We start from the raw sequence: 21,184 nt of genomic DNA, 5'->3' as shown, positions 1-21,184 counted from the left end.
TTTCTCTATTCAAAGGTTTTACCTATAAACTGACTATGTTTAGAAAAATCATTTAACCAACCTGCTAACAAACCATACACAGAGAACTTCAATTTTTTCAGAGAAGGCCGAGTGAAGCTATAGAACCATATAGTTTTTATAATAAATAATAAGGCATGTGAGTTTCCATGATATTTTTTTAGATTAGCCGTATTATTTCGACATAAGCAGTAAAGTTTAATTTTTGAATCAGTATCATTAAACTGCATTTTACCAAAAAACATAAAGGTGCCTAGACTAGGTGCTGTTGGATGATAGAATTCTATATCAGTAATCGTTGCTATTCGTGCCCCTGCTTGATTGGCACGTTTAGTATATTCAATATCATCTCCCCAAATAAAAAACTTAGCTAACGGATATCCTATAGTGGAAGCTAGTGAAGCTCGTAATAATACGCCGTTAAAGGGAACGAGTACATCTACTAATACATTTTTATTTAAATTTATCGCTTCTAGCTGATCTTTATTGCGAATTATCTTTTTTGTAGTAGGTAAGGTAATTGGAAATGACAATGACATCTTATCTTGATCACTTAGTACCAATGGTCCATAAAAGTCAAACTGGTCTTGATATTCTAAAAGTGCCTCAAGACAAGTCTCCGAGGGATAGCCATCGTCGTCCATCAACCATATCCAGTCTACATCAGACTGATGGGCTATTTTAGTGCCTTCATAAAAACCTCCTGCACCGCCTGTATTGGTGTCAAGCTTATGATAAAGCAGATTAGGTTTATCTAAATATCCTGACTTTTGTAAAAGTTCATTCGTGCCATCGGTACTGGCATTGTCTATAACAACTATAGTATGCACAGGCAAGGTTTGCTGGTCGAGGCCATTCAGAGTTCGTAGTAATAGCTCCTTTCTATTAAAAGTAACCACTACAGCACATATCTTAAGATTCGACTTCATGATCTTAAATAACTGCTTGATAAAAAGCTGCTGGCTTTTCATCTTTTTTAAAGCTATATAATAAAGCTTGGGCAGTCTCTAATGCTTCTTTGATAGTGACATCCATATCTAAATATCGATAAGTTCCTAACCGTCCAACAAACGTTACACCATCACTTTGTTCAGCCATATTAAGATACCGCTGTAATAGCTGCTTATCATTCATTAATCGTATTGGATAATAAGGGGTATCTTCTTTACCACATGCTCGGCTGTACTCCTTGTAACAAATGCTCTCACTATGCTCTTCCCAAGGAGCAAAATGCTTATGTTCTGTAATGCGTGTATAAGGCACTTGTTCATCGCAGTAATTAACAACAGCATTCCCTTGTACATCACCCTCACCATAAAATGGCTCAAAATCTAACGTTCTATAAGCTAACCTACCAAACTGATGATCAAAATAAGCATCTAAAGCACCAGACCAAACCATATGGTCAAACTCTCCTTTTATCTCTTCAAAATACTCAGTCTCTAGTTTTAGATCAATATTTTGATGGTTTAATATATTTTCGACTATACTGGTATAGCCATTTTTGGGTATACCTTGGTATTTATGATTAAAATAATTGTCATCGTAATTAAATCTTACTGGTAGCCTGTTAAGAATACTGGCGGGTAGATTGCTTGGCTCTGTACCCCATTGCTTAATAGTGTAGTATTTAAAAAAAGCTTCATATAAAGGTTTACCAACGAAATGAAGGGCTTGCTCCTCAAACGTTTTAGGCTCACCAATACTTTTGTCTGCTTGAGCTTCTATAAATGCCTTAGCATCATTTGGGTTTAAAGTTTTAGAAAAAAACTGGTTAATAGTATGTAGGTTAATGGGTAATGAATATACTCTATTACCTGTAATAGCTTTGACTCGATTGACATAAGGCATCATCTCACCGAAGCGGTTGATGTACTCCCATACAGTTTCGTTATCTGTATGAAAAATATGTGGACCATATTTATGAACCATGATGTCAGTCTTTTCATCTCTATAAGTATGACAGTTACCCGCTACATGATCACGACTGTCAATTACAGATACTTTGTGACCTGCCTCAGCTAGACTACGTGCAATCACTGCTCCAGAAAACCCTGCACCTACTATTAACACCTTCTTATGATTTTCTAACATAAATAACTTTCAACTTTTCCATAATATCTAATAAAAAACGAAGGACATTAAAACTGTAACTTCTCTTAACTAAAATTATTCTTGCATAAACATAGCTACCAAAATTATATCCAAAATATTTTTTTAAAAAGCTATATGTACTATATCCATTAACATAAGTATCTAAACTGATGTTTTGGCTATCGTATATACTCATTATTTCTTTCAACTTCTTCTTATTATTGTTGAATTCTAAGAATTTATTACTATATATATGAGGCATAACATGAAACCAAACAGCAGAGGAAAATAATAATAGACTTACTTTGTTTTTATTATTGCTCATAATTATTTCATCTACTACTTCATACAGTACATTTACTATTATATCCAATTTTTTCTCATCTATCGTAGAGCTAGCTGAGAGATTCCTATTAGTTCTATACACATAACAAATATCAGGAAACCAAGCGTAGCTATCAGTTCTCAATAATAAATGGTAATTCCACAAAAAATCCTCAGCCACTATTAGATTAGGTAAAAAATTTATATTTTCCTCTAAAAGCTTTTGACGCTTGATTAGTTTATCGCAGGGGTGACTCATTAATACTCGGTAAGATATCAATACTAATAAATCTATAGTTAAGCAAGATCCATATATGGGTTGTAACCCAGTAACTTTATTATGAAACAACCCATTATGATAATAAGACATATTGAGAAAGATTAAATCAGGGTGTTCAGATTTTCTTAAAAATTTAAATAAGTTAGCTGTAAAACTCTTGCTAGGAAGGTAATCATCACCATCTACGAACCATATATAATCACCTGTAGCATTCATTAACCCACGATTTCTAGCAGCTGACACCCCTTGATTAGACTGATGTATGACGTTGATAAAACTATAACGAAGACTATAGGAGTCAGCAATACCACCTGTTTTATCACTGGAGCCATCATTGACTACAATGACTTCAATATTATCATTAGCTTGATTCACTATACTATCTAAACATACTGCTAAGTATTTCTCAATATTAAAAGCTGGAATAATAATAGATATCGATATTGGCATCATGATATTATTTATATCTTTTAATAGGTTTGATTTTTAAAGCAGTAAACCAAAGCGCCCTAGTGACATTAAAAAAAGGAGTCTTTTTAACTAATTTAGCTATTTGATAGACAACATCGTCTTGTCTATTGTTGTCTCTTAAACCTTCACTCTCTATCATTGAATTAAATCTCATATCTACTGTCACAACAGAAGGAAATAGTCCATAGATGTTTATAATTCTTGAATCTGATGTAACCTTATCGATCGGATGTGTTATTTTTTCTTCTTCAAAATAATTTAATAATTTTCTTGCTCCAATGTTAGAGATCAAGTACCCGAAAGTTCCAAGCCCACCTTTCACTACTCTACCTAATATGAAGCTTTTGTCTACCTTTATACTATCCCAGTAACTTTTGATTGATTTAATCTCATATTCCTTATCAAAGCCTTTATTATGTCCTAGTAAAACTAACTCACAACTTTCATCTAAAGATAAAATCGGTTTTATAACTTTGTTAAAATCTTTTCCAATAAGCACATCATCTTCAAGGATTATTGCATAAGATATATTTTCATCGACAATTTTTTGATATATTTTTTTATGACTAAGCGCACAACCAACCTCCCCTAATAGTAGCTCTCTGCCAAATAGCTGCTTGGCTTTTTCTTGATTACAATATTGACTGACTTCAGACTTAGAGAGGTCTTTGCCATTGACAGCATCAATGAATATTGGTTCTATTCCTAGTTTTTCACATTGAGTGGTTATACTTTTCTGTCTATCGATAGAGTCTTTGAGACTGACTACATAAACTTGCATCTAATATTCTCACTATAAGTAGTTCTAGGCTTATTTGATTATTTTTCTTTTAATTATGATAAGTTTTTTAAATATATCTTCATTTAGAGTGCTTATTAGTAGATGCTTAAGCTTAGTCTTAGCTCTGATACGAAAGCCTAACCACGTTGCATCATAATGATGAATACAGAAGGTAGCGCTTGATGTGTTAATGATCCCTGTCTGATAATCTTTAGCAATAAAGCATGCTGATGGATAGAGACAAAGATAGTCTTCAATACATTGAAACTCATCTTTAAGCTCAAAACCTTGCTCAATGACAATGCTATCTACTATTGAATTTATAGTAACGGCATTACTTTTATCATATTGTAAGTGCTTAAAACTGGATAGTATGTTTTCAATCCATACAGCGTATGGCTTAGACCCAATAACTCCCATTTGTGTATGTACTTCTTTGGAATCAGAGATAATATCCAGTGTACTGACTTCAAATCCTGAAAAAGCGGTATGCTCTAACAGTGGGGCAAAATTTTTGAGCACCTCTACGTCTGTATCTAAATATATCCCACCTTCATAATATAAGGCATGCACTCGGCATATATCAGCTACAAATGCAAACTTTCCATCCGCATAAGCATCTTTAGCATAAGGATAAATGTTTATATCAAAATTATTTTCATTCCATAATTTTATTTCAAACTCTGGTAAATATTTCTTCCAAGTTTGCATATAATTCTTGGCGGAGTTGGGAAGCTCGTTTGGTCCAAACCAGCAGTAATGAATAACTTTAGGTATCATTAACTTCTCCCGAGCTAAAACCTCTAAACACTCTATTTACTTTTTCTTTAGCATACATCAAACCACCCAGACCAAACCCCAATATGAAATACTTTTTATTTAGAGACGAGCGGTAAATACCTAATATCGGAGCTTTTCCTAAGAGTTTTAATTTAATAGATACAGCATCATTTTGTATTCTTTTGCTGATTTTTTTCTCATGGAAATTTAGCTCATTAAAGTATATTGAGTTACTAAATGGATTCTCTAGTACAAGTTGCTCATATTTAGAAGAAAGTCCATCTACTTGATAGTCTCTAATTTCTAAAATACTATTTAGACAATAAAAATTATAAGTTTGACTTATTCTGTTATAAAGAACTGCTTCAGTAACAAAAGACTCTCCGACTGCTATAGGAAATTTATAATTTTTCAATATTGTTGTTTGAAATAAAATACCTTTATCACCTATAACTGAATGTTTGTGATATAAATCGTACATATTTGAGAATTTAATGGGTGGCAATTTTGTACCAATCAGATTACCTTCTAAGTCACAATCTAAAAAGACAATACCTGCACAATATTTTTTCTCACTGTCATCCAGCAAGCACCATGTCTTGTCTAAATCTTCTAAACATTCACTCTTAAGTTGGTCATCAGAATCAACACACATAAAGAAATCTGACTCAGTATTAACGATACCGGCATTATAAGCAGCTTGCTTTCCTAGATTATCTTGATAAATATATCTAATCTTAAAGCTGCTTTTAGACTGAATTTCTCTTATATATTTCTCTGTAGAATCTATAGAACCATCATCAACTATTAACCATTCAAAATCTACCATCGTTTGCTTTTCAAGTGATTCATATAGGCGTTCCAATGTATGAGCTCGATTATAAGTAGGAGTAAATATAGTAAATTTCATCTCAATTCTCTTTATCTTAAACGTCTTTTTTATTCATTTCTTGAGCCTTATATAAATACTCAGAGCTGAGCTAAAGCCTTGAATATTTTAGAAGAATAAGACAATTCTTGATAACTACCCTTATCGATTATATAACCATTTTCCATAACGTAGATAATGTCACAGTTTTTAACTGTTGTAATCCGATGAGCAATCATAATTAAAGTTTTGCGTCCTTTTAATTCATTAATAGCCTGCATAAACTCATGCTCAGTCACATTGTCTAAAGCTGCTGTTGCTTCATCCATTACTAATATCTGTGGATTATGATATAGAGCACGCGCAATACCAATTCGCTGCCGTTGACCACCAGACAACTTAATCCCACGCTCACCAATAACTGTGTTAACACCTTCTCTTAACCCGTTTATTAACTCTCCTAGCTGAGCCGTCTTTATTGCTAAAGCGACCTGCTCATCATCTATTTCCTTTTTTTCAATACCAAACGCTATATTGGATTTTATGGTATCGTCTGAAAGATAGATATCTTGAGGTATATAGCCTATTAACTGTTGCCAAGATTCTTTGACATCCTTTATTAGATTGTTGTTAACTCTAACTTCGCCTGTATCTGGATCTAATAAACCAAGTATAATATCAATTAATGTGCTCTTACCAGAACCTGAAAACCCTACAATCCCTATACTTTTATTAGCTTCAACCGTTAGGCTGAGGTTTTTTAGGGTCTGCTCCGTAGAGATATAGCTAAAATGGACATTATTTAATTTCAGACTCTCAAAATTACTAATAGGTTGCGGGCTATCCGGAATATTTATTTGAGACCCTTTAAGACTTGCTGCAAGCAAGTCATGCATCAGACTCTTGACAATTCCTTGAGAATATTTCATAGAATTAAGAGAGTTAAGAATACGATTCATAGAAGGAATCAAACGCATACCTGACATACCAAATATAGATAATGTCAAAATTAACTCTTTAGTTGGTTTTCCATTAAATAACATCAGCATAGCAAGGCTTAACATTACAGTAACAATTGCTGTTTCTAAAAAAAATCTTGGTAGGTTCTGAGATAGTTCGTAGTATTTTCTCGCTGTTGTCATGTCACTTATGGCGCTATTAAACCTTCGAATAAAAAACTGTTCTTTGTTTAAGATTTTAGTTGTTTTAAAGCTACCCAATCCTTGCAATACTTGCTTGTTCGCCTCTGTCCTACTGCTTGATATGACCTCACCTGACAAATGTAAGCTTTTACGTATACACATAAATATTATAATGACGGTTAAGCCTAACAAGGTAAACACATATAAACTTGACAAAGGATTGATAAGTAACAGAAAAACTAAAAGCAATAATACAATAATGCACTCAGAAATTAAAATAAGCATCGGGAATAAGAAAGCTTGAACTAAATCTAATGTTTGCTGGTTGATATTTTTTATTATCTCACTGGTATTTCTATTAATATGATTTATATAGCTCTCTTTTAAATAGTTATTTAAAAGGCTCGACGATAGTTCTCTATATATTTTGTAATTAAACCCAATCTGGAACCTTAAGCTACATATAAAGAATAAATTCTTAATCCAGTAAAAAATAATAATAATTGCTGTTAAAAATATATATAAACCATTTAAGTTATTAATTATCTGATAATCAATAAGTACTGAATATAGTTTTTCGAGTAAAACATAACTTTCAAACCTTTCTGGATTTAATAACAAAGCTAAGTATGGCAATATAATACCGATACCCATTACTTCTAAACACCCACCAATAAAAAATAAAAAAAGAATCAGCAAAAAATTCAACTTATCTTTTCTGTCAAAAATATGACTTATTTGACTCATTAACTCAATCAAAACTTATACACCATTATCTAAACTATCAATTGTTAAGAGCAAGCTACTTCGCCCCAAACCCAGTAATCATCGTCTGTATCGTCTTAATCACGATTAATAAGTCTAATGTTAATGAAAAATTCTTAATATAAAAGAAGTCATGCTCAAGCTTGACCTTAGTTTCGTCCTCATCACTCGCATAACCGTGCATTACTTGTGCCCATCCTGAAATACCAGGCTTCACAATATGCCGATAACGATAGAAAGGAACGGTTTCATTAAACCGATTAACAAAGTCCAACTGCTCAGGTCTTGGGCCGATCAGGCTCATCTCACCTTTTATCACATTGACAAACTGTGGCAGCTCATCAAGACGTGTTTGTCTAATAAAGCAACCAACCTTTGTCACTCTTGAATCAGTATCAGTCGCCATTCGCGCGCCGCTTTGCTCAGCATCGGGTAGCATACTGCGAAACTTATACATGGTGAACAGTTTACCACCCTGACCTATGCGGCACTGCTTGAATAGTATAGTGTTGTTACTACAGCGACTTTCCCACTTTATGGCTAATGCGATGAGTAACACTATAGGGATGACTATCGGTAAGCTCATAATGATAACTGCTGTATCTATGATACGTTTTATCAGCAAGTAGCTCTGTGACGGCAGAAGTGATCCTAGGTTATTCTCATATAAATGCTTAATAGGCAAGCGACCCGTCATTGATTCCGAAACCTGTAAAACGTTGTAAACTGGGGTACCTTGCAAAGCAATTTCAGCTAGTAATTTATCCCAATCTCCTGATAAATTTTTATCTGCAAAGTCAGCTACTACTGCATGAAAAGGCAGACGGTCCTGGCTAACAAGTTGAAAACACTTAGTAAGCTGTATCCAATGTACGTCCTTTATTTCAAGTAAATTCTGATAACGACCAATAGGCACATAACCTATTATCATTTGAGTTATTGAACGCAAAAAAACTTGTGACAAAAAACAGAAAATCAATCCTATTGCTGCACTTAGAGATAAGTAATAGACAGAATATGGTACACGAAAAATAAGTAGTATTAAGCCTACTATTAATCCGCTCGCTAATAACGTAGGTAGTACAGTTACCATAGATTTCTGTCCTGGAAACTGAGTGAGCCGCTCCAAACCTATTAAACTTAATATCAAAGCAAAGCTACTAGCAATAACACTATTGACCTGAGTTTTTAGAATACTATCTGACAAAACATATTCCCAAAACAATATCAATGCAGGTAGTAAACAAACAATAAACCATCCTGCTAGGACTCGTATACTTAGATATTGCCAAGGATGCTGCTGCATATTAATTATGTACTCTTTCAAAATAACAGTATTTTTTACCTATATTTTTTAAATAAATATAATCAAATATATAAAGTTAATAAGATAGTAATTTGCTATCGACCTTGATTGTTGTAGACAGGAATTTGTATTTAGTTAATAGAGCTTGTCACCAACTGACAAGGTGTTCCTTTTGAGATATCACATTTTATACGATCATTTATAGAGGATTTAGAGACAGCATATATTATCTGTTGTGTACCTAATGTCCAGCCTGTTGCGTCCGTTATAAACTGACAGCTACTTATACTTGGTGCAGTCGGTATTGATCTATCATCTTGATCATTAATAGCCAGAAAAACTTGATTGCTATATAGTTTTGTTTCGGATAAGCAGGCATCACGCTTCACCCTGTCAGCGAAAAATTCATAGCTAGGTATAGCTATTGAGGCAACTATACCGATGATAGTGATTACGATCATCAATTCTATTAAGGTAAGCCCTGACTGACAGTATCGGTTATTCATATTGGTTTTAAATACTATATTGATAATAATTCATGATCATATATATACTCTGAGAATATTTATAACTTTATGATCACCTCCAGTATACACATCAATCTAACAAAGCAGTGAAAATCAATAGCAATGTATAATACAGAACCTTATAGTTTGAATACTGTGCAAACAATGAGCCGCCCTTGGGTTAATTTATAATAGGTATTTCACAATGATTCTTCTGTAATGTATACATCTGTGAAATAACCGCCTTTTCACATAGTTGCACTGTATACTGCTGCAAATAACCTAACTCTGCTGGGTATTTTTGAGTTAATCGTATCAATCCTGGCAGTACACGGGGATAGTATAAGGCAGTCTTATCTAGCCATAGCTTAGCCTCTTCAGTTCTACCCATTTTCTGTAAATATATGATATGAGCTGCTGTATGAGTGTAATAGGGAAATACAAGCATGTTATCGACGAGAAGCTTATCAGACTGCTGCAGTTGATCAGTAGTTCCAATATCAGGATTAACTTGTAAAGCAGAAAGTTTATCTGCGTATTTATTATAAAAAGGAATATATTTTCCTTGCTCTCCTATTGCCAAACTTTGAGCATTATATATTCCTCCTCCCATAGCAAAGGCCTTGTTTACCTGTCTTTCATGATCTAATAAAATAATCACCACAAATAGCATGGTTAATACAGAATAGGCTATACACGCTGTTTTCAAGCCGTATTTATTATAATTCGTAGAATCTAGAACTTTTGCAGCACTTGTCACATCCTCTTCATCTACAGTTATTCGCCTAACTATCAAAAATAACATAATTGAGAATACGATAAGGAAGTTACTGTGCCATAAGGGAAACTCTACCATACTATGAATCAAACTAATTACGCACATCATCAATAAACCAAAGGTCGTGACATCTGCTGCGTATTTAAAAAATGCTCTGATAAATATATATGATGTAGGCAATATAAGTAATAAGGTACCAAGTAGCCCTACCTCTGCTAATAATTGCAGCAGCAAATTATGACAATGCGAAAAAAAATTGTTTTCTCTAGGATCTCCTATAGTAGCAACCTGATCATGATACCAAAATGACTGAAAACCATAAGTGCCCCAACCTTGACCTATCATAGGTGCGTCTAAGAACATCAGCCATGCTTTTTGCCATTCAAGCCATCTTGGTATATAGGCATACGCACTATTTACTAAAATTCTATCGGTACCGCTACTAACGTTAGAGGATAAAAATATATTTGTAATGAAAGGAACTATAAACTGGGCACACAAAGCGATAGCTAATGCAATTACGATATTACGTGAGAATGGTTTAGTACTAATATTTTTGGTTACCATCCATTGATATCCCACCATAATAGATAGCCCAATTATATATAGAATGACTGTACGTGAGCCTGCGTGTGCCATAGCTATAGAGCAACATAGGATCAGTAACCACATTTTTGATGAAGATAATTTACCTATACTTTGTAAGATAATGCTTGCAATAAATCCCCACATAATAATGTGACTAAAGTTATTACGTTGACCGACCTGCCCTCCCTCTCCTGCAAATAGTATCCAACCGACCCTATCCCTTGTTTCTGGGTCTATAATCGCCAACTGGGTAGTATATAGAACCAATTGAACCACAGTAAGTATTACCACTCCCCATAGCACACCATAGGTGATAAGCGCGGCATGATCTTTAGATATACTGAGAAAAGCAGTCAGCAGTAAAGCTAATAAAACAAAAAAACCAGCTGAGTATACAGAGCTAAATATATATGGAAAGTCTAGCAATATGGCTTGTATAGGCAAATATACAGCAAATGATACAAGGCACATCGCCAAAATCGATACTTTAATTTTTTCTATATTGAAAAGTAAGTAAGTAAGTAGTAACGTACCCAACATCATTACTGTAATATCCATATAAAAATCTACATATGGAGGATAATACCAAGGCAGTAAAAACGGCAAAGTCAACATTAAAGTGATTAACCATTTTATTATTGTAGGTTGACCTTGTTTATTTGATAGCTTACTTAACTGCATACTTCAAACCTAAGAAAATAAAAAAAGCCGACAATAGCCGACTTTTATAAAATATAAACCATTATACCCTAAAATATTACGGCGCTACGGCACATGTACCACCACCAGCAACATTACAAGTAGTAGTTTTTGCACCAGTCTTAGGTGTAAATACAACCGAAGCAGTAGTGAGGTCAATTGTAGCAGGAGTGACCGAAGCACATGCACTGTTATTATAATCGGAAGCGACCGTAACAGTACTAGCACCTTCTGGATCCTGTAAGTCTACAACAACTGTATTGATCCATGACTTGGCCTCAGCCAAACATGCACGCTCTCCTGAACGTTGAGTATAGTTCTGGTAAGCAGGAATAGCGATCGCAGCCAGAATACCGATGATAGCAACAACGATCATTAGTTCGATTAAGGTAAAACCTTTTTGAGCAGTGTTCATAAGAACTCCTATTAGATAGATAGACTAAACAGTAATATCTTTCTGTCTGCCTGAACATAGACAAGATATTTGTTTCTTACCTTAATCGGTGCATATATTATGCCAATTTTGTTTTTTCGAAAAAATCAGTCTGTCGATGAAACTATCACTAGGGTAAAACAGTTATTGTTACCTATTACTCACTCAATTTTATTTTTAAGGTGACATTTATTGGTTGTTGGTAATTTTGACTGACAATTTTTGTCGCCATATTTTGAAGATTCTTTAATTCCATTCATTATCGAAGCCACATTTTCGGTCTGAACCACTGCCTCGGCATTTTTCACCCTCAAAATTGAGAGTAAGCATGCCATCACCTTCCATTTGAGTACCTGATATAGGATTAGCAGTAAGCGTCCAGTTTCTTCCATTTAAATTAGAGCCACTCACAGGTGAGATGCTGACATTATAAAGGGCGGTACCAGTACTGGGAAAAGTAGTACCTGCACCACTGACAGTATTACTGAATATTTCACTGAGTGGAATTCGATCATAACGCTTATAGGTAATTTTATTGGCTTCTATTCTTGACGCTATTTGCTGCATTTCAGCCATCATATCGATGCGCTTACCCTTTTCTATATAGCCCTGATAGCTTGGATAAGCAATCGAAGCTAGTATACCAATAATAACGACTACGATCATAAGTTCGATCAGTGTAAAACCATTTATACTTTGCTTTACCATGGTTCACTCCCTACTCCGCAATTCTGTACCGATCCAGCCGCTACCATTATATTGCTGGCTTTAGAGGCACATTTTACACCTTGGCTAGTGTAAGCCAACATAGGGTTATTTTCGACTAAACTACCAGCACGCGGTGTTGCTACCATCACCCAGCTGTTCGCTGGTGAGGCTACCGACAAGGATACAGCAACAGGCGTGGTAGCTGAGCTAACATGCTTTACTCTTACTGCATAATTATGATTAGCAGCTGTGCTGCCGCTAGGTACATAGACAGTATCAGCCTTAGAGGACCACCCTCTGCTGGGTGTAAAGCCCCCATATGTCAGGGTTTTTGCCCTCCAGCGTTCGAGCTCCATACTCAACCTAAGCATATTCGACTCAGCTTCACTTTGTGCATTTTTGCGCACATACTGCCTATAAGACGGAACGGCAATCGCGGCAAGAATACCAATTATCATGACAACTATCATCAGTTCAATGATAGTAAATCCGCGCTCAAAGGGTCGACGCACTTATCGCTCCTTCCATTCCATGGGATCTAGCTGCGAGTCTGTCACTACTTTACAGCTGGTACCCTGACAATTTAATTCTTCAGTAATAGGATTGACGACCAATTCGGTTTTACCGCCGCCACAATTCCCACCTGGACAAGAATTTTCTAGTACTACGACACTATTTTTTACATCACCATCAAAATTACCATCTGCAATAATATTATCAACAATACCTATACCTGCGTTAGAGACATAACGTGTTTTTCGAACTGCCCAATTTCCAGTAAGATTACCATTGTTGTCTAACCCTTTACTCAAACATACACCGTAAGGAAGACATAGCTGCTCTCTCTGAGTACGCCCAGTCACACCTGCAGAACAAGTCCCTGAAGTATCTCCCACATTAGGATTGTAGACAGTGGTGAATAATAAACCCGCTATCGCATCCGGCTGGTTAAACATCTTGAGAGCTCTATTATTTGTCGAAATGGACTGCGTACCATTGGTATTAGTATCAGACCACATCGTTAATGGGATATACCAACCAAGCTTTGTATAGTTGTCCATTGTAGTTTTGATTGTATTATCATTGGTGAACTCACCAGAGCTATTGGTGGTGAGCTCTACTAAATTTGCAGGTGTCACTGCCGCTGGCTGCTTTAGAGTCAGCGTCACGTTTGCACATTCATCAACGGTAGTATCTTGAACGTCATAACAAAACAAATCAGGACGCGCAATATCTTGATCTACAAAAGTATAGATGCGATCGGCTACGTTTCGTTGTGCTGTGACAGGCGAGCTTCTATCACCCGTACCTACAGTCACTAGGCCCACAATATCAGTGCCTTCACCTAATCTAGTAAAGGTTACTAATGGCTTCTCATAAATTCGAGGTAGTGCATCAGTTCCACTAGATGCAGCATTAGTCCCGTTAGCGGATAGATCAAGTATTTTTGTGACTCTTTTAACAGAGAAGTCTCGAGCATCCGTGGCGCTATTAATATCTACTCGCCATACTTGCCCACCTAAGTCAGCAAAGACCAATTGATCCGTTAGTCCATCATAATTACGATCTAGGGCACGAATTTCAGTGACTACACTATGCTTCATATCTGGTGCTTGCGTGAATTTGCTGTTTCCAGCACCATTATTATCGTTACTGGTCCACCATAATAAATCACCATTACCTGAGGTAGTGTCAAAGCTATTTTCGTTGGTTGCGTCCGGAGTAGTAGACGTTGTTTTGTCAATTTTTTCTTGACCGACTTGCACCATATAGACACCGTTGCCTTGAGCAGATGTCTTACCATTACAACCTGAAATGATATTAGTGGTAACAGCAGAACCAAGTTTAAATTTAGGATCTTCATAGCATCGATCATAGCCACCAGCTAAGAAATTCACCATGACTCGCTCACCACCTTTCATGATATACCCTATACTAGGCTCAGCAAAACTAAGCCCCATTTTTGCATAGGCTTTTTGCTCATTTGTATTGGTAGTAGTATTAGCGACAGTATCATTTTTAATACCTTTTGCAGCCGAGCTACCATCAATAGCATAGGTAGAACCGACTGAATATATCATTTTAGGACTGGTCAGATCAGATAGATTGAGGCCGTAATACATAGACCCACCCATTCTCAACCCACCAAACGCAAAAGATTGTAATGCCTCTACTTTCGTACTTGAATACTTATAATTAGTAAATACTGTCCAAGGCCCATCAACACCGAATATAGTGTCATTAGCGACTCTATCAGGATCAACAAAGCTTGCTCCTTGTTGATCTAGAATGTGTTTAGGAATAAAAGTAAAGACTTCTTCGCCTACTTTATTTGCACCATAGTCAGTATCTTTAATAACATGCAGAGCACCATCAAGTGAACCGTAAAGTACGTAATCCTCACGTTTGGTATTGTCGATTGAACCATCTGTTTTCAATTCTGCTTTTTTGGAAATCAACTGTGGTAGAGAGTGCAATACCCCACCTAGTTGCTTTTTAGAACGATCAAATGCCACACCAGTTGCTTGTGAGTCATTCACAATTAATGAATTTGATACTGGATAGCCTAAAAAGTTTAGTAACTGCTGCTTTTGAGTATTTGAGTAAGTGCTGTTTAAAGCATTAAATCCAACTGGCTTAGCCAAATTAGTTAGAGCATTAGTACTAAGGCTCTTTAAGTCGCCACCTTGGTTAACATAGAGCTTACGGCTATAGTTGTTTTCGTAAATATGCTGATATGTACCGCCTATCTGAGGTGTCCCTTTATCAGGTCGTCTAGCATCTACACGACTTGTATCTATGATAGTGTTATAGAGGTCAGAAGTATTTAGGGCAAATACGCCATCCTTGTCAGTAAATACTGCTTTATTATCTTTATCTACTAAGGTTCCATTTTTTATATTATATTTTTTAAGGTTTCCTTTCCACAGTTTCTTAGGTGACAAAGGATCTGGATCAAGAATAGGTAAATAAGCAAATTTACGTGAGGTAGAAACGTTTAAGTCATCTAGAGGTACTGCCATACTACCTGTAGAGATAGGAGGAATAACAGTCGTTAGCCTACCTGTCAAAGATTTGACACTACTAACGATATCTTCTGCACTCTCTGCATAATAAAAGCCACCTTGACCATTGATGCCTAGATTACATAAATTCCTAGCATTAACATCGTCGCTTGCATTACAGTCTACATTGGTCGTCGCATTCTTGATGCTATTATATACTGAACCAAAACCAACCGTAGCCGTCTTAATGGCAATACCACTAGGATTAGAAGTATTCAATAGTTTATTAGAAAAGTCAGCCATACAATCCCAACCAGAACTTCCACCACTATTACACGTTACTGATAAAGCTCCTATACTTGAACCTACTGGCTTTAAAGCATTATTCATCACTGTTTTGGCAATTGTTGAACTAGAAGAGTTAGGCTCACCATCAGTCAAGAAATAAATACCATTACCAGCACAGGTGGCATCGCTTTCAGGGAGAGGTTTCTCGTAGTATCTTTTATTGGCTGTCTTCGTATTATCCGCAGAATAAGGAAAACCACTATATGCATAGTTCGTAACAGTCGTGTCTATTAGTGGATAAGGAAAGATATTATTGCTCGTAATCAGCGGATCGTTTGCAGCAATTATTTGTCTATAAAAATCGGTATATACATAGTATGCCCACCGGCCCCGGCCCTCAATATCTCTTTGAGTTGCATAAACCTCATGACCGTCTCTATCTAAAGTATCAGTATTTAATTTCGATACACTTTGCCAATTCGTACACTTTATAAAGTTATTACTTGGGCTAAGCGAGCTTTTATCTATACTCTCCCAAGCCGTACACTTCTGATCTCCATCCGAGGTGTTGTCTAATCCTGTATATCTATAGTTTTTAAATGTATCTTTGTATAAAGAGAATGGTGTATCTACAATACTGTTAGTTGTTGTACCCATCATATAGGCACCAGCTTCGGCATAGGCTTGAGCGGCTGGCGTACCACCATTAGCAGAAAGTGTCGCAATGAAAGTGTCAATATCTGCCTTGTGGATTGCATCAAGCTTTTTAGCAGGTATATCAATATGACCGTTACTTGTATCTCCACTACCAGAACGAGGATATGTGCCAATACCAAGTTTAACAACACCCTGGAGGTCAGAATCTTTAACTAAATTAGAAACCCCCATTTTTAAGTTATCAATACGGCGATAATATTTATTACTTCCTATTTTACAATAATATGTTGTATAGCCATAATCATCTTCTGTGTAATAATAATATCTTCCACCGGAATATCTGTACTGACAACCACTAGGTGAGTCAATCGTATCCATACTTCCTGAGACATCTAGCATCAGAGTAATAACTGGCAGCGCTTGTTGTGGGCCTTTGTATATTTCTAAGTCCCCATGACGCTGCAAGCTGGCCTGAGCAGCAGTAGAGATCATAAATGACGTGACTGCTATCGCTAGCGTTTTAAGCTGCCATGAAGCGACGGTATTAGTAAGTATGTTATTCATAGTATTTACCTTTTCTAAGGAATCAGCTTAAGCAGCGTACGCCAATAGGTTTAGATTTATAGGCTTGCATTTGAGTATTGAATGGCACACCAAGATTCTCCAGACAGGCATCAATACTACATGCTACAAACAATTCGGGACGCGTGGCATAGTCAGAGTTTTCAGACTTCACTTTATCTTCACACTTATCTTTTAGAGTATCTGTATTTACAGTTTTTAAGCAGGCATTGATTTTTGAAGTGGCAGCGTCTGAAAAAGCTGGAACCAGTGATGTTGCGTATACTTCAAAATTGGCACACTCAAAGGGTGTTTGTCCAGTTTGTGATACCTGATCATCTGTATAGGTCTTATCCCCCTCCAGACTATAAGGTAATGCTTCATTGGCTTCACTTTTAGCAAAAGTCATTTGCGTAACGGTACGGCTTTCACCAACATAGTCTTCAGAATTACCAACGTCACAAAATCCATCTTTTTTACCAGAGATATACCCCGTACCGTCGGATGTCTTTTCTGTTAATTTATTTTGATTAAAAAACCTGCTTGTCTTTGGTCTCACACAGAATATAATTTCACGCCCAATATATTGCTTACCAGGTCGCGTAACGTAACCTCTAACATTATCAATACTATTACCCTTCCCTAAAGAACGGTCTTCTTTTTCAAGTTTAGTAAACGCAGCATCGGTAGACTGAAAAGTTAACTTTCCAACTTGTGAAGCAGTTGCAAGTTTTAGATCAGTGCTACTTCTCTGGATAGCTATGGTACCCACCAATGTAATCAGTATAAGAACTAATAGAACAACTATAAGCACTGCACCTGATTCTACACCCTTTATAGAACTACCTTTAGATATAGATATCATGGCTTACCTCGTGCATTGCGAATGAGTGTGGTCGTTTCATATACATTTCTTAAGTATTTACCACTGTTAGCTGTTGCTGTACTGAGCTGCTGATCACGTTTATCTAATATATTAAAGCGCAAAGTACTATTTTCCTGGCGGGATACTGTTGGAGTATCTGAATGCATGAGCAAGCCAACTTGTACACTTACAATACGTTGTCCTGCTAAGGTAGTAGGATCTGTAGGAATAGGTCGATAACTAAATGTTAAATTTGAAGGGTCGGTAGCAAAATTATCTTGAGCAGTCGTTCCCAATAACACTCTAAAATAATCAACATTAGGAAGTATGATCATACCACTCCCTCTCAACTTAGCTAACTTAGGCGCTGTTATATCTATTCCAGTACCATTAGCATCAGCTTCGCTATAGGTATAGATAAGTGAAGCACATGCCAATCCATTCCGGTTTGGTCTCACTGTCGTATCATTGCGAACAAAGTAACGCTCTACGACATAATCATCTCTATTAATAGCCTCTCCATCACATGCAAACATACCATCTTGATAGGCTTGATATTGAATTGTCAGCTGATCACTATTAGTGATTCCTTTAATGTTACTAGCACTATTTGCTGAACCATTAGCAGAGAGTATATCGGTAGGCAAAGCCGTAGAACCATTTTTCAGTCCGTTGAGATTGGACTTAGACCATGGGCTCGTTGAGCCACTACTAGGTAATGTACCCGTTGGCCTTGTTAATACAACTCCACCCTGAGGTGTTAGGTGATTAAGATAGAACCCACTAGTAGCGTTTGAATTTGCTCCGTAATTTGCTCTACGAAGATGTTTACTAAAACCATCTATACCAAACACTGCATTGTCTTGAAGCTGCGATCCCGCTTTTTGTCGATTGTTATTCACGCTGCTGGTATAAAATATCTGTAACGCAGCTGCTGAAATCAAAAGCCCTAATATCAAAGCCACCATCAACTCTACCAAAGTAAAGCCAGTTTGATACGTTCTTAGGTATATAGGATAACTTTTACGATTCATTAAGTTACCTCCATAAACATGCAAGTTGCACCTGGATGATATATACCACCCTTAGTAATCGAGTTATCATCATTAGTTGCTTGTGAGGTTAAACAATCGACATCGTCATCTGTACCAATAGTTGGTGTGGTTTCCCCCCATGCACTGATCAAGCACCATGAATACATAATATTAGTTACATTCTCCTCACCAGTACTAGGGCAAGGACGTAAGTTAACTGTAAAGCCATAATTACCCATATCTTGAGTATATAAATAGGCTTCGGCGGCGGCTAATTGAGCTGGTGTACATACACTAGTATCCGTACCATAGAGGCCGCAGCTCTTACTGGGCGCATTAGCTACTGGTGTGTTAATTGCAGTCTCATAAGCTGTAATAGCTGTTGGATTGAGCCTGATTTTTTCACCCATATTTCGCATCATTACCAAAGATTGAGTACGCTCAAGTGATTCGTCGGTAGCTTTTATTGCCTGACCTTGCATAGCGGCGAAGCCTAGTACAGCGATCGCTAGAATAAGTAACGACACCATTACTTCAATCAACCCAAAACCCTGTTGCTTAATATTCATTAGCAATTAGTCCCCGAACATTCGAATGCTCTTTTATTATTTACCCGAATCCTGTGCGTATTCGTACTTGCTCTAGAATCACTTACATCAATCGCAATATCAGCTGCTGTACCTGCAGTATTATTTATCAGACCCTCTTTATTGATTACTAAAGCAGTACCTGTAGTAGGTGCAAAACTTAATAAACTATTATCATTAAGTTGATAATTTGCGATAGAGACATTTCGAATTGATAATGTAATTTGTTTATCAGTTTGTCTATAGGTCCAAGTCACACTACTTCTCGAAATAGCACTTTCAGCTTTCGCTCTCGAAATAGAAGTTTGAATTAAAGTAGATGTCGATTTTATCTGATTCTGCGCCAATTGATTATTGATATTCGGCGCTGCAATACCTGCAATAATGGCAAGAACAGCAATCGTTACCATTAATTCAATTAAGGTAAAACCTGAGCTTACGTTCTTTAGCTTAGGTAGTGGAGTGTTCAAAGATGCATTCACATCGTGTTCCTATTTAAAACTGCAATTATCTGTCTTTTACTTACGTCATATTGATTATGAGTATCTTATATTGTTACCTTACTACCATGATTTTCTACATATATTTATTTAATAACATGCAATTTTCATTCCACGATGCTAATAAACATTATCTAGAAATGACTATAGGCGCTTTCCAGTATCCTTGACTAATGTATTAGTTCACTAAAAGACTGCTTAGACATTTAGCTCATAGCAAAAAATTAATATACATATCTATAACAATATAGCGTTAAGGAAATATATTAGCAATAATTAGATATTACTGACAAAAATATACTAGGTTTAGGATTTGCTGCCATGGGCTAACACGTAAGCAGAAATTTGATAACTATTATGGCTGCTATCCTTTGCTGATTTTACTGTTGCAGGTGGAATGAACGCTCGCGCTAGTGCTTGTAAGCTTGCACCTGTGGTAGATACGTCATCAAATAGTAGTAAGCGTTTTGTAGGAGGGCTTTCGATTAGAGCAAAAGCGTTATCTAAGTTGCTAAGACGTTCAGCACGAGTCAGTCCTTGCTGACTAACTGTATCGTCAATACGCTTAACGCTTTGCCATAAAGGAATTTGCCAATGTTTAGACAATTGAGCAGATAGAATACTGACAGGATCGAACCCACGTTTGACCAATCGTTGACTTGTCGTTGGCATAGCAACAATCACGCTGTTATTGCGATGACAACCGTGTGGACGCGGTAATTGACGTATGGCATGTAACAGTAATGGCAATTTCGTCATATCCTCTTGATGCTTAAATGCTCGGATAGCTTGACGTATTGGATACTCGTAGTAAGTAGAGGCTTGGATAGATAGAGATATACTAGGAGCGATATCCACTTCAAAAGGTCTTGGTAACCAAGTGATATCGTTGTGACAGTGAGCACAAAGTAAACCACTGCTCAAATAGCTGTTTGCTTGATGAATGATATCAGTAAGAAAAGAGTGTTTCTTTAAGGCTGTCCGTGTAGAAGATGCATCCGATACATCATGTAGACTAGATGGGGCTTGATGGTGCAGTAGTTGAGATTGTGGTGTACTACGATAAATACGGCATAGTTGGCAGCGCATATCCATATACTCTGCCAACCACAGTCCAGTTTGATAAGGCGCTAAACGGCGCATAAA

At 36.5% G+C, this 21,184-nt stretch carries 19 protein-coding genes; all 19 read right to left on the bottom strand.

The genetic code is table 11. The features are described 5' to 3' along the window. Positions 1 to 5: 5 nt before the first annotated feature. The 19 genes from JMY00_RS01630 to JMY00_RS13570 all read right to left on the bottom strand — a co-directional run bounded on the left by JMY00_RS01630 (position 6) and on the right by JMY00_RS13570 (position 21,181). Positions 6 to 989: a glycosyltransferase family 2 protein gene (locus tag JMY00_RS01630; RefSeq protein WP_201578878.1), complete on the bottom strand. Its 984-nt coding sequence runs from the start codon at positions 987 to 989 to the stop codon at positions 6 to 8. Then, a complete protein-coding gene (gene glf, locus JMY00_RS01625; RefSeq protein ID WP_201578877.1) occupies positions 952 to 2,112 on the bottom strand; it encodes a UDP-galactopyranose mutase in 1,161 nt (386 codons plus the stop codon). Before glf ends, JMY00_RS01630 begins: the two co-directional genes overlap by 38 nt. After that, positions 2,096 to 3,169, bottom strand: a complete 1,074-nt coding sequence (locus JMY00_RS01620) for a glycosyltransferase (protein WP_201578876.1) — start codon at positions 3,167 to 3,169, stop codon at positions 2,096 to 2,098. Before JMY00_RS01620 ends, glf begins: the two co-directional genes overlap by 17 nt. A gap of 4 nt (positions 3,170 to 3,173) precedes the next feature. Next, positions 3,174 to 3,968, bottom strand: coding sequence for a glycosyltransferase family 25 protein (locus tag JMY00_RS01615; protein WP_201578875.1), 795 nt, complete (start codon positions 3,966 to 3,968; stop codon positions 3,174 to 3,176). A 30-nt stretch (positions 3,969 to 3,998) separates the two neighbouring features. Beyond that, positions 3,999 to 4,748: a glycosyltransferase gene (locus JMY00_RS01610; protein ID WP_201578874.1), complete on the bottom strand. Its 750-nt coding sequence runs from the start codon at positions 4,746 to 4,748 to the stop codon at positions 3,999 to 4,001. Continuing rightward, positions 4,738 to 5,658 (bottom strand): glycosyltransferase family 2 protein, encoded by a 921-nt coding sequence (locus tag JMY00_RS01605; protein ID WP_201578873.1) that lies wholly within the window; start codon positions 5,656 to 5,658, stop codon positions 4,738 to 4,740. Before JMY00_RS01605 ends, JMY00_RS01610 begins: the two co-directional genes overlap by 11 nt. 59 nt (positions 5,659 to 5,717) lie before the next feature. Further along, positions 5,718 to 7,517, bottom strand: a complete 1,800-nt coding sequence (locus JMY00_RS01600; RefSeq protein WP_201578872.1) for an ABC transporter ATP-binding protein — start codon at positions 7,515 to 7,517, stop codon at positions 5,718 to 5,720. Positions 7,518 to 7,560: 43 nt separating this feature from the next. Continuing rightward, a complete protein-coding gene (locus JMY00_RS01595) occupies positions 7,561 to 8,829 on the bottom strand; it encodes a sugar transferase (protein ID WP_201578871.1) in 1,269 nt (422 codons plus the stop codon). A gap of 131 nt (positions 8,830 to 8,960) precedes the next feature. Continuing rightward, on the bottom strand, positions 8,961 to 9,335 hold the full coding sequence (locus JMY00_RS13660; protein WP_201578870.1) for a prepilin-type N-terminal cleavage/methylation domain-containing protein: 375 nt from the start codon (positions 9,333 to 9,335) through the stop codon (positions 8,961 to 8,963). Between the two features lie 181 nt (positions 9,336 to 9,516). After that, positions 9,517 to 11,382, bottom strand: a complete 1,866-nt coding sequence (locus tag JMY00_RS01585; protein ID WP_201578869.1) for an O-antigen ligase family protein — start codon at positions 11,380 to 11,382, stop codon at positions 9,517 to 9,519. Positions 11,383 to 11,458: 76 nt separating this feature from the next. Beyond that, a complete protein-coding gene (locus JMY00_RS13725; protein WP_201578868.1) occupies positions 11,459 to 11,815 on the bottom strand; it encodes a prepilin-type N-terminal cleavage/methylation domain-containing protein in 357 nt (118 codons plus the stop codon). Between the two features lie 264 nt (positions 11,816 to 12,079). Beyond that, entirely contained in the window at positions 12,080 to 12,541 is a 462-nt protein-coding gene (locus JMY00_RS01575; RefSeq protein ID WP_201578867.1) for a type IV pilin protein, read from the bottom strand. After that, positions 12,535 to 13,053, bottom strand: coding sequence for a type IV pilin protein (locus tag JMY00_RS01570; protein ID WP_277350408.1), 519 nt, complete (start codon positions 13,051 to 13,053; stop codon positions 12,535 to 12,537). The genes JMY00_RS01575 and JMY00_RS01570 overlap by 7 nt, the downstream gene beginning before the upstream one ends. After that, a complete protein-coding gene (locus JMY00_RS01565; protein ID WP_201578866.1) occupies positions 13,054 to 17,055 on the bottom strand; it encodes a hypothetical protein in 4,002 nt (1,333 codons plus the stop codon). Positions 17,056 to 17,077: 22 nt separating this feature from the next. Beyond that, a complete protein-coding gene (locus tag JMY00_RS01560; RefSeq protein WP_201578865.1) occupies positions 17,078 to 17,917 on the bottom strand; it encodes a PilX N-terminal domain-containing pilus assembly protein in 840 nt (279 codons plus the stop codon). Then, positions 17,914 to 18,951: a PilW family protein gene (locus tag JMY00_RS01555; RefSeq protein WP_201578864.1), complete on the bottom strand. Its 1,038-nt coding sequence runs from the start codon at positions 18,949 to 18,951 to the stop codon at positions 17,914 to 17,916. Before JMY00_RS01555 ends, JMY00_RS01560 begins: the two co-directional genes overlap by 4 nt. Next, the gene (gene pilV, locus JMY00_RS01550) at positions 18,951 to 19,520 is read right to left on the bottom strand and encodes a type IV pilus modification protein PilV (RefSeq protein ID WP_201578863.1); all 570 of its coding nucleotides are present in this window, start codon (positions 19,518 to 19,520) and stop codon (positions 18,951 to 18,953) included. The genes JMY00_RS01555 and pilV overlap by 1 nt, the downstream gene beginning before the upstream one ends. After that, on the bottom strand, positions 19,520 to 20,020 hold the full coding sequence (locus JMY00_RS01545) for a prepilin-type N-terminal cleavage/methylation domain-containing protein (RefSeq protein WP_201578862.1): 501 nt from the start codon (positions 20,018 to 20,020) through the stop codon (positions 19,520 to 19,522). Before JMY00_RS01545 ends, pilV begins: the two co-directional genes overlap by 1 nt. Before the next feature lie 324 nt (positions 20,021 to 20,344). Next, the gene (locus JMY00_RS13570) at positions 20,345 to 21,181 is read right to left on the bottom strand and encodes a ComF family protein (RefSeq protein WP_240990616.1); all 837 of its coding nucleotides are present in this window, start codon (positions 21,179 to 21,181) and stop codon (positions 20,345 to 20,347) included. Between the last annotated feature and the right edge of the window lie 3 nt (positions 21,182 to 21,184).

Source organism: Psychrobacter sp. Pi2-52 (genome assembly GCF_904846705.1).
Lineage (GTDB): Bacteria > Pseudomonadota > Gammaproteobacteria > Pseudomonadales > Moraxellaceae > Psychrobacter.
This window is presented reverse-complemented; position numbering and strand designations above follow the sequence as displayed.

Coding starts and splice junctions, on each gene's coding strand:
- JMY00_RS01585 (WP_201578869.1), bottom strand. CDS start 11,382: ATGCAGTTAAGTAAGCTATCAAATAAACAAGGTCAACCTACAATAATA.
- JMY00_RS01615 (WP_201578875.1), bottom strand. CDS start 3,968: ATGCAAGTTTATGTAGTCAGTCTCAAAGACTCTATCGATAGACAGAAA.
- pilV (WP_201578863.1), bottom strand. CDS start 19,520: ATGAATATTAAGCAACAGGGTTTTGGGTTGATTGAAGTAATGGTGTCG.
- JMY00_RS01610 (WP_201578874.1), bottom strand. CDS start 4,748: ATGATACCTAAAGTTATTCATTACTGCTGGTTTGGACCAAACGAGCTT.
- JMY00_RS01555 (WP_201578864.1), bottom strand. CDS start 18,951: ATGAATCGTAAAAGTTATCCTATATACCTAAGAACGTATCAAACTGGC.
- JMY00_RS01575 (WP_201578867.1), bottom strand. CDS start 12,541: ATGGTAAAGCAAAGTATAAATGGTTTTACACTGATCGAACTTATGATC.
- JMY00_RS13570 (WP_240990616.1), bottom strand. CDS start 21,181: ATGCGCCGTTTAGCGCCTTATCAAACTGGACTGTGGTTGGCAGAGTAT.
- JMY00_RS13660 (WP_201578870.1), bottom strand. CDS start 9,335: ATGAATAACCGATACTGTCAGTCAGGGCTTACCTTAATAGAATTGATG.
- JMY00_RS01560 (WP_201578865.1), bottom strand. CDS start 17,917: ATGATATCTATATCTAAAGGTAGTTCTATAAAGGGTGTAGAATCAGGT.
- JMY00_RS01630 (WP_201578878.1), bottom strand. CDS start 989: ATGAAAAGCCAGCAGCTTTTTATCAAGCAGTTATTTAAGATCATGAAG.
- JMY00_RS01605 (WP_201578873.1), bottom strand. CDS start 5,658: ATGAAATTTACTATATTTACTCCTACTTATAATCGAGCTCATACATTG.
- JMY00_RS01620 (WP_201578876.1), bottom strand. CDS start 3,169: ATGATGCCAATATCGATATCTATTATTATTCCAGCTTTTAATATTGAG.
- JMY00_RS01565 (WP_201578866.1), bottom strand. CDS start 17,055: ATGAATAACATACTTACTAATACCGTCGCTTCATGGCAGCTTAAAACG.
- glf (WP_201578877.1), bottom strand. CDS start 2,112: ATGTTAGAAAATCATAAGAAGGTGTTAATAGTAGGTGCAGGGTTTTCT.
- JMY00_RS01595 (WP_201578871.1), bottom strand. CDS start 8,829: ATGCAGCAGCATCCTTGGCAATATCTAAGTATACGAGTCCTAGCAGGA.
- JMY00_RS13725 (WP_201578868.1), bottom strand. CDS start 11,815: ATGAACACTGCTCAAAAAGGTTTTACCTTAATCGAACTAATGATCGTT.